The sequence below is a fragment of the Pantoea sp. CFSAN033090 genome (assembly GCF_001264395.1).
Lineage (GTDB): Bacteria > Pseudomonadota > Gammaproteobacteria > Enterobacterales > Enterobacteriaceae > Pantoea > Pantoea agglomerans.
In genome coordinates, this window is sequence record NZ_LGYX01000030.1 from 34,716 (window position 1) to 48,553 (window position 13,838).

Here is a 13,838-nt window from a genome sequence, read left to right on the forward strand (position 1 = left end):
GGCCTGCAGTCTGAGCTATAACGGGTAAGAAAACTGGCGCTACCTTTCCGGCGTGACGCCAGACAACACTGCAACCGGAGCATTACCGCATGGAACTCGACTACGAAAGTAAACGCCCGCTGTATATCCCTTATGCTGGCCCGATTTTGCTGGAATTTCCCCTGCTGAACAAAGGCAGCGCCTTTAGTATCGAAGAACGTAACGAATTCAACCTCAACGGTCTGCTGCCAGAAGCAGTGGAATCGATTGAAGAGCAGGCGCAGCGTGCCTGGCGTCAGTTCCAGGACTTCAAAAACAATAACGATAAGCATGTCTACCTGCGTAACATCCAGGACACCAACGAAACGCTGTTCTACCGCCTGCTGGATAACCATCTCGAAGAGATGATGCCCATCATCTACACCCCGACCGTCGGCGCAGCCTGTGAACACTTCTCTGAAATCTACCGTCGTGCGCGTGGCGTGTTCATCTCCTACCCTAACCGCGACCATATCGAAGATATGCTGCAAAACGCCACCAAGCAGAATGTGAAGGTGATTGTGGTGACTGATGGCGAGCGTATTCTGGGCCTCGGCGATCAGGGCATCGGTGGTATGGGTATCCCGATTGGTAAGCTTTCACTCTACACCGCCTGTGGCGGCATCAGTCCGGCTTACACCCTGCCGGTGGTGCTGGATGTTGGTACCAACAACCAGCAGTTGCTGAACGATCCGCTCTATATGGGCTGGCGTCATCCGCGCATCACTGGCGAAGAGTATGATGCGTTCGTGAACGATTTTATTCAGGCCGTTAAACGCCGCTGGCCGAAAGTGCTGTTGCAGTTTGAAGATTTCGCCCAGAAGAATGCCATGCCGCTGCTGAACCGCTATCGCGATGAAGTCTGCTGCTTTAATGATGATATTCAGGGCACTGCCGCCGTGACCGTGGGTACGCTGATTGCCGCCAGCCGCGCCGCCGGCAGCCGCCTGTGCGAGCAGAAAGTGGTGTTCCTGGGCGCCGGTTCCGCGGGTTGTGGTATCGCTGAACAGATCATCGCACAGATGAAATCCGAAGGTCTCAGTGACGAGGAAGCGCGTGGCCGGGTAATGATGGTGGATCGCTTTGGTCTGCTCACTGACAAGCTGCCTAACCTGCTCGATTTCCAGAGCAAGCTGGTGCAGAAGAGCGAAAATCTGCAGCAGTGGGATGTTACCAATGATTCCATCTCGCTGCTGGACGTGGTGCGCAATGCCAGGCCCGATATTCTGATTGGTGTCTCTGGCCAGCCGGGCCTGTTCACCGAAGAGATCATCCGCGAGATGCACAAGCACTGTAAGCGCCCTATTGTGATGCCACTGTCGAACCCGACATCACGTGTGGAAGCGACGCCAGCCGATATCATCGCCTGGACTGACGGTGCCGCGCTGGTCGCAACCGGCAGTCCGTTCTCGCCGGTGAGCTGGAACGGTAAAACCTATCCGATTGCGCAGTGCAACAACTCCTACATCTTCCCGGGCATTGGTCTGGGTGTGATTGCTTCGGGTGCCAGCCGCGTTACTGATACCATGCTGATGACCGCCAGCCGCGCGCTCGCTGACTGCTCTCCGCTGGTGAATGAAGGTGAAGGCCCGGTGCTGCCTGAGATTAAAGATATCCAGGGTGTATCGAAAATTATTGCGATGGAAGTGGGTAAAGCTGCTCAGCTGGCGGGTGTCGCCGTGGTGACCTCTGAAGATGTGTTGTCACAGGCTATCGCCAACAACTTCTGGCTGCCGCAGTACCGTCATTATCGTCGTACCTCGATTTAATCTTCAGACTGCCGGATTGCATCCGATCCGGCAGTGTTCAAAAAGAGCACAGCCAGCCGGCAGTAACTTGCTTCACAGTGACAGCTCAAGTAGCCTTGTCCCATCTCACTATTCTGACATCGAGTCTCCAGGCGCATGCTGAAACGCGTTTTCATTGGTCTGCTTTTCATCATTTTACTGATGATGGCAACGGCGCTCGGCCTTGATCGCTGGATCAGCTGGAAAACTGCGCCCTTTATCTACGAAAATGTCGCCTCTTTGCCACATCGTCAGGTCGGTGTGGTACTGGGTACGGCGAAATATTATCGCACCGGCGTCATCAATCAGTATTACCTCTATCGTATGCAGGGCGCGCTGAATGCCTACAACAGCGGCAAGGTCAATTATCTGCTGCTAAGCGGTGATAACGCGCTGCAAAGCTATAACGAGCCGATGACGATGCGCCGCGATCTCATCAAAGCCGGTGTCGATCCGGCCGATATCGTGCTGGACTATGCCGGTTTCCGCACACTGGATTCGATTGTGCGCACCCGCAAAGTGTTTGATACCAACGACTTCATTATTATCACGCAGCGTTTCCATTGTGAGCGTGCGCTGTTTATCGCCTTACAGCTGGGTATTCAGGCGCAGTGTTATGCGGTGCCCTCACCGAAGAACATGCTTAGCGTGCGCTTCCGTGAGGTAGGTGCCCGGCTGGGCGCGCTGGTGGACCTCTTCCTGCTTAAGCGCGAACCGCGCTTCCTGGGCCCACTGGTGCCGATCCCCGCCGTGCGCGATGTCCCTGAAGATGCGCAGAGTTACCCGGCAGTGACGCCGGAGCAGCTGCTGGAGCTGGAACAGAAGCTGCGGAAATAGCTCACGCGCTGCGGCTTATTTATGCTGGTTACTGCTGTGCCGAAGTCTGGCAGTAACGTGCAGGGCTCAGGGAGCTGACGGTAATATGCTGGCTCAGGGAGCATACGCGTTCCGCAAAGACGCAAGACCTCTATACCTGGCGGGCTCAGCTTGGGCGATTACGCACCTCATCCCTGAGGTGCGCCCGTAAACGGGCCAACGCGCTGCGTTGTTCAAAAACGCTCCCGGCGTTTTGTCCATAGCCTGCGATGCTTTACTACGGGCATATGCTCCCATCGTTTTAGCTTTTGTCGCCGTCTGATGGTGAAGACCGGTCTGCTGAGAAGTTGAAGCGGGCTACATATGAAAGCAATAAATCAGCTCAACGCGCAGGGAACAGGGAACAGGGTCAGAGGAGGAAAGCGTCCCACGCCAGGGATGGCGTGGGCCGAGCGTGTCATGGATGACGGCTGTTGCGACTTTCCGATCTGACCGTGTTCCCTACGCATACTCGATCTCACAGCAACGACCCCAGCACTCTCCGCTATAAAAAGCGTTCTGCGGAGGAATGACACAGGCAGATCATTTACTGGCCTTAGCGTCTTTCCGATCTGACCGTGTTCCCTTCGCATACTCGATCTCACAGCAACACCCACCACTTCCACATAATAAAAAAGCGACCCGAAGGTCGCTTTGTGAGCACTGAAGAAGACTTACTTCTTACGTGAATATTTCAGGGAATCCAGCGCCACGGCGAAGATAATGATGCCGCCTTTAATAATGTACTGCCAGTAAGGGTTGACGCCGATATAGGTCAGACCGTAGTTAATAACGGTGAAGATCAACACACCGGTCACTACGCCCGCCACGCTACCCACACCACCGGCGAAGGAGACACCGCCGACCACACAGGCCGCAATCGCATCCAGCTCATACATAAAGCCAAGGTTGTTGGTGGCCGAACCGATACGCCCCGCTTCCAGCATCCCGCCGAAGGCGTAGAACACACCTGACAGGGCATAAATCATGATCAGGTTCAGGTTGACGTTAACGCCTGAGACTTTCGCCGCTTCCGGGTTACCGCCGATAGCAAAAATGTTCTTGCCGAAGCGGGTTTTGTTCCACAGCACCCAGACGAAAATAATGGCAATCACGGCGTAGAAGGTGATGAACGAAAGCTTGAAATCACCAAAGCGTAAGAAGCCTTGGGTAAATTTCGAGAACCCTGTATCAAAACCGGCAATCGGTGATGCGCCAACAAAGTCGTAATAGAGTGAATTGATACCGTAAACGATGATCATGGTGCCCAGCGTGGTGATAAATGGCGTTACCTTGAGGTAAGCAATAATCACACCGTTGACCAGACCAATCACGCCGCCGATGATGCACACGGTCAGAATAACCAGTGGAATCGGCACCGTATCCAGCGTCGGGAAGACCTTGTTCGCGTTATCCATCGCCTGCAGCAGCGTCGCGGCAACCACCGCCGCCAGACCGACCTGACGTCCGGCTGACAGGTCAGTACCCTGCGTCACAATCAGACCCGCCACACCCAGTGCAATAATAATGCGCACCGAAGATTGGGTCAGAATATTACTCAGGTTCATTAAACTTAAAAATGAGGGGTCCTGGAAAATAATAATAGCCAGCAATACCAGCAGCACGACATAAATGCCGCCCTCTTTAAACCAGGTTAGCGCATTCTTTTTTGTAGTCGCTTTCATGTTAACAGCCCTTGCTTCATTAAAGGTGTAATGACGCTAAACGCAATATTTCGTTCTGCGTGGTCGTTTTGGTATCAACTATGCCTGCTACCAGACCATTACTCATTACCAGAATACGATCGGTAATGCCTAACAGCTCCGGCATTTCGGATGAGATAATAATGATGCCCTTTTCTCTTTTCGCCAGCTCCGCAATTAACTGGTAAATTTCGAATTTTGCACCAACATCAATACCGCGAGTGGGTTCATCAAGCATCAGGATTTCAGGCTGGGTCAATAACCAGCGGCCAATAATCACTTTTTGCTGGTTACCGCCCGAAAGCGAACCAATCTGAGTATGGTGGCCTGGCGTTTTTACACGCATAGAATCGATCACCCACTGGGTATCACTCTTCATGCGTTTATTATCCAGCAGTCCCATACTGTTTTTATATTTTTTGATATTGGAAATAAGCGAGTTAAAACCAATGTCGAGGAAAGCATAAATACCGGTTGAGCGACGCTCTTCAGTCACCAGCGCAAAACCGTGGTTAATGGCTTCATTGGCGCTGTGATTATTAATCGGTTTGCCATGCAGTTTAATGGTGCCGCCCGATTTTTCGCGAATGCCAAACAGCGTTTCGACGATATCGGTACGTTTGGCGCCCACCAGCCCGGCAATGCCGAGTATCTCCCCTTTACGCAAATCAAATGAGATGTCGCGAATCGATGGCTGACGCAGTGACGTCAGATGACGCACCTCAAGAATCGTCTCTCCTGGCACGTTGGTACGGTCAGGGAAACGCTGGTTCAGTGAACGGCCAACCATCATGGAGATGATCTTATCCATATCCAGCCCTTCCAGCGGCTGAGAGGTTATCCACTGACCATCACGCAGGATAGTGATCTCATCACACAGCTGGAAAATCTCTTCCATTTTGTGCGAAATATAAACAATGCCACAGCCGCGATCTTTCAGCTTACGAATAATCGTGAACAGGTGATTAACCTCTTTCTCGGTTAACGAGGAGGTCGGTTCATCCATAATCACAATTTTCGCGTCGTAGGAAAACGCTTTAGCAATTTCAATCATCTGCATCTGCGATACAGAAAGATTGGCAACTTTATCGCGCGGATCGATATCAATATCCAGCTCGTCAAAAATCGCTTTGGTATCCCGGTACATTTTATCCTGATCGACAAAGAAGCCTTTGCGCGGATAACGCCCAAGCCACATATTGTCCATCACGGTACGCTGCAGGACCAGGTTTAATTCCTGATGCACCATCGACACGCCATTTTCCAGCGCCTCTTTGGAACTTTTATAGTCGATCTCTTTACCCTGAAACAGGATACTGCCGGTATCTTTTTTATAAATACCAAACAGGCATTTTAATAAGGTAGATTTCCCGGCACCGTTCTCGCCCATTAATGCATGAACAGAGTGAGGCCGCACTTTTAAATTCACATTATCTAACGCTTTAACGCCGGGAAATGATTTTGAGACATCCGTCATTTCCAGCAGATATTCTCGCTGCGCGGTCGTATTATCACTGGCCATATTTTACCTGGCTAAAAAACGGTGGTGACATAAAAAAGGCGCGACAGCGGTCGCGCCCGTAATCGATCTTATTTCACGAACTGAGACAGATTTTCTTTATCAACCGGCACGTAAGGAACGCGGACGATCTTATCAATCATCTTGAAGTTTGTTCCGTCGGTGGCGGCTTTGCCGTTAGCCAGATTGTTGGCAATATCCAGCGTTGCTTTCGCCTGGTTTTCCGCATCGTTCAGCACGGTACCGGCCAGCGCACCGGATTTCACCAGCGCCAGCGCTTCTGGCAGTGCATCGACGCCGAAGACCGGGATTGAGGTCATGTTGTGCGCTTTCAGCGCTTCAACCGCACCCATCGCCATCGCATCGTTGTTGGCAATCACGACTTCGATTTTTTTGGCATTCGGGCCTGACAGCCACGCATCCATCTTATCTTTGGCCTGCGCGGTATCCCACATTGCAGTATCCATCGCTAACTGCTGGGTTTTCAGACCATCTTTGTTCAGGGTATCGATCACATATTTGGTACGGGCTTCTGCATCAGGATGGCCCGGCTCGCCTTTCAGCAGTACGAACTGAATCTGACCATCTTTGTTCAGATCCCACGCGGGTGTCGCTTTCCAGTGCTTCTCAATCAGCTGCCCCTGAATGATGCCTGACTCTTTAGAGTCGGTACCGACATAGTAAGCTTTGTCATAACCGGCCAGCACTTTGGCGTTAGGTTCTTTGTTGAAGAAGACCACCGGCACGTCGTTGGCACGCGCTTTGTCTACTACAACCGCAGCCGCAGCCGGGTCAACCAGGTTAATCGCCAGCGCTTTCACGCCTTTTGCCATCAGCACGTCAATCTGATCGTTCTGTTTGGACTGGTCATTCTGTGAATCATTCATCAGCAACTGCACGCCACCGATCGCTTTCGCTTCTTTCTCGATGTCTTTGCGCACCATTGACATGAAGTTGTCATCATATTTGTAAATAGTCACGCCGATACGGGTGTCAGCTGCGTGAGCGGTTGCACCAAACATCATGCTGGCAACCAGTGCTGTAAGCGTGAAAACCTTCTTATTCATGGTATCTCCGGTTTTATTATGCAGGGTCTTTTTAGCGCTACCGCGCCATACAGGCGGGAGAGCAATCGGTAAAACAGATCGGCGCGTCGGTTAACGTAATGAGAATGTTAAGCCATTGAACACCGTCTAAAACCTGACTTCCCTGTGACAGAATGCTTCCATGAAGAGGGTATAAACCCTTTAACCGGCTACTGAGACCACAACTGATGCCGTTACACTGGCGTTACATAATGTTTCAGTCCGGTAAGACGCTGCCATCATAGTGAGAGCAATGTTAATTAACTGTGAATGTAATCACAGATTGAAAACGGTTACATGGCTGAATCGCCTGAATTAGTGACGGACTCCACATTTTGCCGCTGCGCCACCGAATGACGCCGCACCAGCGTTGGCATAAAGATGTGCGTTGCCGTGTCATCCAGCAGTCCGGCTGCGCCCTGCAGCGCCAGTTCAGTGGCGATTTTTGCCATAGATACAATGGGATAGCGCACAGTAGTTAACTGTGGGTCGGTGTAACGGGAAATGGGGATGTCATCAAAGCCAATGACAGAAAAATGCTGTGGCACCTGGATGCCGTTGTCTTTCAGCGCAGTGAGTGCACCAGCCGCCATGCCGTCGTTATAGGCAAACACCGCACTGAGGTTGAGATTGCGTCCCAGCAGCTCCACCATCGCCGCTTCGCCGCCCTGCATATCGGGCTCTGCGCTGGCTATCCAGCTCTCCTGCGGCCGGATGCCCTGCTCTGCCATCGCCTGAATCCACCCTTCACGGCGCTGCGCCACATCTTCGATGGGATGGCTGGAACAGAGATAGCCAATGCGGCTATGCCCCTGCTGTAGCAGGGTTCGTGAAGCCATCAATGCACCCGTGACGTTATCCAGACTGACACTGCGGTGTTCAAATCCGGGCACGATGCGGTTAATCACCACCATGCCCGGAACGTGGCGCATAAAATCCGCCAGCTCAGCGTCAGGCAGTGTTTTCGCGTGTACCACCAGGGCGCTGCAACGCTGACGAATCAGCACTTCAATGGCATGACGCTCTTTCTCTTCCTGATGCCAGGAGTTGCTGATTAACACATGTTTGTGCACGCGCTGCGCCACGGTATCCACCGCTTTAACCAGTGCACCGAAGAAGGGATCCGAAACATCCATCACTACCACGCCAATGGTGTCACTGACCTGCGTCGCCAGCGCCTGCGCATTGGCGTTGGGGCGATAGCCCAGCGCTTCCACCGCCTGTAACACGGCGTCGCGGGTGTCAGAGGTGACGGCGCTGCTCTGATTGAGGACGCGCGACACGGTCGCTACCGACACGCCAGCCTGACGGGCAACATCACGAATTGTTATCATGCAGCAGTTCCACAAAGGAAAAATAAGGCATCACGCCGGGTTGAACACCGGCGCTATTTTGTCAGGGGCAGGAGGCGTACAGCGTGAATTGCGTCACATCAATGAAAACGGTTACATACAATTCTGTAACCTTTGTGATGGCGGTCATTATCTGGCGTTGTCAGTGATGCGCGATTTACCGGCTGAGATCAGCGTGAGCCGCCGCCACAGCCACTCGAGCGGACCCTGTGCGAAGAAATGTAACCAGATGAGTGAAAAGAGGATATTGATAAGCCAGACCGCAGGCACCATCAGCACCAGCTCCAGCCGGGTGAAGTGCATATAGAAGCCGAAGCGATAGAATAGCGTGGTGCAGATCAGCGACTGCAGCAGATAGTTGGTCAGCGCCATGCGGCCCACGCACTGAATGGCATAGCTGATGCGCCAGCGCGCTATCTGTGGCCAGTAAGCCAGACAGAGCGCGGCATAGCCCAGGCTAATCAGCGGGCTGGCGAGATCGCGCGGGGTTTGCAGATAAAAACCGGTCCAGCGAAATTCCCAATGTAACAACCATTGCGCTGCCACACCGGCCACCGCAATCAACAACCCCATCGTCAACAGCAGCGCCGCCGCCTGACGGTAATGTTGCGCTGGAAATTCGCCGAGCAGCCAGCCACTGCGTAGCAGTGCGCCACCGATCATCATCAGGCCCGCCAGCTGCCAGCCATACTGTGCTGCCAGCGCCATCAGTCCTGACGAGAGATGATCCAGCCGGTTCTGTATCGCTTCCCATCCGCCGGTCAGTTTCCAGTACTGTTCATATTGCAGATCGGCAGCACCTGGCAGCCAGGATCGGGTCGGTTCAGGATCGGAGATTGACCCAAACACCAGCAGAACGCCACAGCCCACCAGATAGAGCAGAATGCCGGTATTCATCAGGCTGCGGGTGGAAGGGACATCGCGCACCACCCGCCAGACCACCAGCCCGATAATGCCGTAGTCCAGCAGGATATCGCCCTCCCAGAGAAAGACGCCGTGCAGAAAACCGATCAGCACCAGCAGTGAGAGTCGGGCAGTCAGCCAGCGACTGCCGCGTGGCAGCTGCATTTGCAGACCTGCGCCAAACAGCAGCGCAAACAGGGTGAGGAATTTGAGCTGGGCAAAGGCGTCAGAGATCGCCCATGTCCAGACATCGGACAGGCTGACGCTGCCCTGCCAGGCCGGATTAAGGTAGGCGGCAGAAGGCAGGCCAAAGCCGACAATATTGAGCAGCAGAATGCCGAGAATGGCACATCCACGAATGAAATCCAGCGCGTGATAGCGTTGCATGCGGCACCTGCACCATTGAGGCGGGCAACGTTATGCGCCCGCCGTAGACTCAACTATGGCGCACCGCGCGCAAAAATTCCTGGCGGGTATTCTGGCTGGACTTGAACAGGCCGCCCAGAGAGGTCGTCGTGGTGGCGCTGGTGGCATCTTTTACGCCACGCGCTTTCACGCAGTAATGCACCGCATCAATAGAAACAGCCACATTGTTGGTGCCCAGCAGCGTCTGCAGTGCGACCAGAACCTGCTGCGTCAGACGCTCCTGCACCTGCGGGCGCTGGGCGAAGAACTGCACGATACGGTTGATTTTCGACAGGCCAATCACCTTTTCTTTGGGAATGTAGGCGACGGTCGCTTTGCCATCGATGATCACAAAGTGGTGTTCACAGGTGCTGGTCAGCGTGATATCACGCACGGTCACCATCTCATCAACCTTCATTTTATTCTCAATGACGGTGATTTTCGGGAAGTTGGCGTAGTCGAGACCGGAAAAGACTTCATCCACATACATTTTGGCGATGCGATGCGGCGTTTCCATCAGGCTGTCATCTTCAAGATCCAGATTCAGCAGCTGCATAATCTCGGTCATGTGCCCGGCAATCAGACTTTTACGTGTGTTGTCATCTATATCGCGCGTCGGTGCACGTAACGGCGTTTCCAGTCCACGCGCCAGCAGCGCTTCGTGAACCAGGGCAGCTTCCTGACTTAGGGTGCTCATCTTACTCTTCTCCGGCTGGTGTTGCGCCCGCCAGCTTTTGCCAGCGGGCCCTGTAATCAGGCGCGTATTGTGAAACTTTCTTTGCGGGGAATCCAGCAATCAATCAGATTGGTGATGAAAGCTTTTCACCCGGTTCGCCGCCAGACCAGCAGGCCGGCCCAGACCAGGCTAACCCCTGCAACCCACAGGGCAGGCTCCAGCCGATGTAACAGGGCTGTGGAGAGAAAAGAGAGCAGCGGGCCGACCAGCTGCCCGATAGCATAGCCGGTGGTCAGCAGGCCAGCCATGTAGCGCAGATGATTGGGTGCCAGTTCACGGGCGCAGAGCAGCGACAGCTGCACCACGCTGAGGAAACCGCCCCCCACCAGCAGCGCACCGGCCAGCAGACCGCTAAAGCCTGGCAGCAGCGCCGCGGCAAATACGCCCAGCGCCTGCGCCCACAGCACCAGAGCCAGGCGGACGTGGCTGTGCCCCCAGCGCCGGGTCAGGATCCCCAGCAGGATGCCGATCATCGCCGCGCCGCCAAAAATCGGCCAGACAAACTGCGCGAAGATGCCGTCAGGAAACCGCGTGGCGGCCATCTGCGACAAAAAGGTGGCGGGCAGAATGTAGCCAAAGCCCGCCAGACTGTAACTCAGTACCAGCCGTTTAAGGTTGCGATCCAGCACCAGCGGCTCGGGTGCCTGATCCGGGCGATGCAGTTCGCCCCGACGCGGCAGATTACGGGTAATCAGCGCAATCAGCAGCAGCGCCAGCGCACCATAAGCGGCCCAGGCCAGACCGGCAGAAACCTGCAATGTGTGCAGCGCTACCCCCAGCAGACCGCTGACAAAAATGCCGCAGCCTGGCCCGGCAAAAACGGCCGCTGACAGCCCTGCCCGGCCATGACGATGCAGCTGTTCATTGCTCCAGGCCGCCACCAGCACCATCGCCCAGCCGCTGGCCCAGCCAATCAGAAAGCGGATTGCGCCGTGCAGCCACGGTCCGCTGGCGAATGCTGACAGCAGGGTCAGGATCACCGCGCCCCATACGCCCGCCTGCAATCGCAGCTCAACCCGCCGGTGCGCGCGCATGGCATCAAATGAGCCACACAGATAGCCAAGATAGTTAAGTGCCGCGACCAGGCTGGCACTGGTGAGTGTCAGTTGGTGTGCCTGAATCATCAGCGGCACCTGGGGCGTAAAGGCAAACCGGCCAATGCCCATCGCGACAAATAAGGTTAAAAACGCGCTGAGCGCGACGCGTAACGCCATTGCTGAACTCCTGTTGCTCTGCCCTGAGATCTCTTCTGACTTGCTAACAGCATGCAGGATGATTAAACTCACGGAAAGTGAATAATTTTAACCAACTTGCTTACAGGAAGAGAAGATATGGATTTAGTTCAGCTGCGTATGTTCTGTTCCGTCGCCGAAACGGGTTCACTGGCGCGCGCAGCAGAACAGCTGCATCGCGTCCCCTCTAATCTCACCACGCGGCTGCGCCAGCTGGAAGAAGAATTAGGTGTGGATCTCTTTATTCGTGAGAAACAGCGCATTCGCCTGTCACCAATGGGCCATAATTTTCTGAATTATGCGCAGCGTATCCTGGCATTAAGTGAAGAAGCGATGAGCATGACCCGCACCGGTGAACCGGCGGGCAACTTTGCGCTGGGCTCAATGGAGAGCACCGCGGCGACGCGTCTGCCCGGCCTGCTCGCCGCCTATCACCAGCGCTTCCCCAAAGTGGCGCTGTCGCTGATTACCGGCACCTCGGGCGAAATCATCGATCGGGTGCGTGAAGGCACCCTGGCGGCCGCGCTGGTGGATGGCCCGGTGTCCCATGACGATCTCAATGGCTGCATCGCCTTTCGCGAAGAGATGATACTGATCACCGGCCTCGATCATGCACCAATCGCCACCGCGCGCGACGTGCAGGACGATACCCTGTTTGCCTTTCGCAACAGCTGCTCTTACCGGGTGAAGCTGGAGAGCTGGTATCGGGACAGCCAGACCGCGCCCAACAGTGTGATGGAGATTCAGTCCTATCACGCCATGCTGGCCTGCGTGGCAGGCGGTGCGGGCGTAGCGATGATCCCGGCCTCGGTGCTGAAGCAGATGGCGGATCGGTCACGGGTGCAGGCGCATACGTTACCTCCCGCTTATCGCGACACCGCCACCTGGCTGATGTGGCGACGCGACGCCTTTACGCCGAATGTTGAAGCACTGAAGTACCTGATTATTGAACAATTTGACGATCGTCCGCTCAACGATGAGCTGATTTACCCATTACAGGCGGCGGAATAAGCGTTCCACGCTATGTTTAAGAGCCTGACCCACCAGGCTTTGAATCATCACGACCACCCGGCGCCACTGCGCGTCACAATCTGACTGGAAGAGGGATTGCATGAATATGATCAAAACCCGTGCCGCTGTTGCCTGGGCTGCTGGCGAACCGCTGAAAATCGAAGAAGTTGATTTAATGCCACCGCAGAAAGGTGAAGTACTGGTGCGTATCGTTGCGACCGGCGTCTGTCATACCGACGCCTACACCCTGTCCGGCACCGACCCGGAAGGCGTTTTCCCGGCGATTCTTGGCCATGAAGGCGGCGGCATCGTCGAAGCCGTGGGCGAAGGCGTGACCAGCGTTGAAGTGGGTGACCACGTCATTCCACTCTACACGCCGGAGTGTGGCAAATGTAAATATTGTCTTTCAGGCAAAACTAACCTCTGCCAGGCGATCCGCACCACGCAGGGTAAAGGCCTGATGCCGGATGGCACCACCCGTTTCTTTAAAGATGGCAAACCCATTTTCCACTATATGGGCACCTCAACCTTCTCTGAGTACACGGTAATTCCGGAGATCTCGCTGGCGAAAATCAGTAAAGAAGCGCCGCTGGAAGAGGTTTGTCTGCTGGGCTGTGGCGTGACCACTGGCATGGGCGCGGTGATGAACACCGCCAAGGTGAAAGAAGGCGACACCGTGGCGATTTTCGGTCTCGGCGGCATTGGCCTCTCTGCGGTCATCGGCGCGAAGATGGCGAAAGCGGGCCGCATCATTGCCATCGACCTTAACACCAGCAAATTCGATCTGGCACGCAAACTGGGTGCCACCGATCTGATCAACCCGAAAGATTACGACAAGCCGATTCAGGATGTGATTGTCGAGCTGACCGACGGCGGCGTGGATTTCTCATTTGAATGTATCGGCAATGTCAACGTGATGCGTTCCGCGCTGGAGTGCTGCCACAAAGGCTGGGGCGAGTCCGTGATTATCGGCGTCGCCGGTGCCGGTGAAGAGATCTCCACTCGTCCGTTCCAGCTGGTCACCGGTCGCGTCTGGCGCGGTTCCGCGTTTGGCGGCGTCAAAGGCCGTTCGCAGCTGCCTGGCATTGTGCAGGATTACCTCGACGGTAAATTTGCGCTGAACGACTTCATCACCCACACCATGCCGCTGGAAGAGATCAACGACGCCTTTGATTTGATGCACGAAGGAAAATCGATTCGCTCGGTCGTGCACTTTAACAAGTAATCAGGAG

General features: G+C 54.7%; 11 protein-coding genes. 4 read left to right on the forward strand and 7 right to left on the reverse strand.

Going from position 1 to position 13,838, the window contains the following annotated elements:
* The first annotated feature begins 89 nt into the window (after window positions 1-89).
* Together AFL22_RS20570 and sanA are read left to right on the forward strand one after the other, a co-directional pair.
* A complete protein-coding gene (locus AFL22_RS20570) occupies window positions 90-1,787 on the forward strand; it encodes an NAD-dependent malic enzyme (protein ID WP_031592077.1) in 1,698 nt (565 codons plus the stop codon).
* Window positions 1,788-1,922: 135 nt separating this feature from the next.
* Window positions 1,923-2,642 carry an outer membrane permeability protein SanA gene (sanA, locus tag AFL22_RS20575; RefSeq protein ID WP_010248246.1) on the forward strand — a complete coding sequence of 240 codons (720 nt, stop codon included), beginning with the start codon at window positions 1,923-1,925 and terminating at the stop codon, window positions 2,640-2,642.
* Window positions 2,643-3,334: 692 nt separating this feature from the next.
* Here the strand turns inward: sanA and mglC are convergent.
* The 7 genes from mglC to AFL22_RS20610 all read right to left on the reverse strand — a co-directional run bounded on the left by mglC (window position 3,335) and on the right by AFL22_RS20610 (window position 11,577).
* Complete coding sequence (mglC, locus tag AFL22_RS20580; protein WP_052272088.1) at window positions 3,335-4,345, reverse strand: galactose/methyl galactoside ABC transporter permease MglC; 1,011 nt, start codon at window positions 4,343-4,345, stop codon at window positions 3,335-3,337.
* A gap of 19 nt (window positions 4,346-4,364) precedes the next feature.
* Window positions 4,365-5,885, reverse strand: coding sequence for a galactose/methyl galactoside ABC transporter ATP-binding protein MglA (gene mglA, locus AFL22_RS20585; RefSeq protein WP_010248250.1), 1,521 nt, complete (start codon window positions 5,883-5,885; stop codon window positions 4,365-4,367).
* 68 nt (window positions 5,886-5,953) lie between these two features.
* The gene (gene mglB, locus AFL22_RS20590; RefSeq protein WP_052272089.1) at window positions 5,954-6,949 is read right to left on the reverse strand and encodes a galactose/glucose ABC transporter substrate-binding protein MglB; all 996 of its coding nucleotides are present in this window, start codon (window positions 6,947-6,949) and stop codon (window positions 5,954-5,956) included.
* Window positions 6,950-7,260: 311 nt separating this feature from the next.
* The gene (gene galS, locus AFL22_RS20595) at window positions 7,261-8,301 is read right to left on the reverse strand and encodes an HTH-type transcriptional regulator GalS (protein WP_022625039.1); all 1,041 of its coding nucleotides are present in this window, start codon (window positions 8,299-8,301) and stop codon (window positions 7,261-7,263) included.
* A gap of 147 nt (window positions 8,302-8,448) precedes the next feature.
* Entirely contained in the window at window positions 8,449-9,609 is a 1,161-nt protein-coding gene (yeiB, locus tag AFL22_RS20600) for a DUF418 domain-containing protein YeiB (RefSeq protein ID WP_052272090.1), read from the reverse strand.
* A gap of 49 nt (window positions 9,610-9,658) precedes the next feature.
* Window positions 9,659-10,324 carry a GTP cyclohydrolase I FolE gene (gene folE, locus AFL22_RS20605; protein WP_010248259.1) on the reverse strand — a complete coding sequence of 222 codons (666 nt, stop codon included), beginning with the start codon at window positions 10,322-10,324 and terminating at the stop codon, window positions 9,659-9,661.
* Between the two features lie 125 nt (window positions 10,325-10,449).
* Window positions 10,450-11,577, reverse strand: a complete 1,128-nt coding sequence (locus tag AFL22_RS20610) for a YbfB/YjiJ family MFS transporter (protein WP_010671002.1) — start codon at window positions 11,575-11,577, stop codon at window positions 10,450-10,452.
* Between the two features lie 117 nt (window positions 11,578-11,694).
* On the opposite strand from AFL22_RS20610, the gene AFL22_RS20615 reads away from it, so the two are divergent.
* A complete protein-coding gene (locus AFL22_RS20615; RefSeq protein WP_010248266.1) occupies window positions 11,695-12,606 on the forward strand; it encodes a LysR family transcriptional regulator in 912 nt (303 codons plus the stop codon).
* Window positions 12,607-12,706: 100 nt separating this feature from the next.
* Window positions 12,707-13,831, forward strand: a complete 1,125-nt coding sequence (locus AFL22_RS20620; protein ID WP_010248270.1) for an S-(hydroxymethyl)glutathione dehydrogenase/class III alcohol dehydrogenase — start codon at window positions 12,707-12,709, stop codon at window positions 13,829-13,831.
* Window positions 13,832-13,838: the final 7 nt, after the last annotated feature.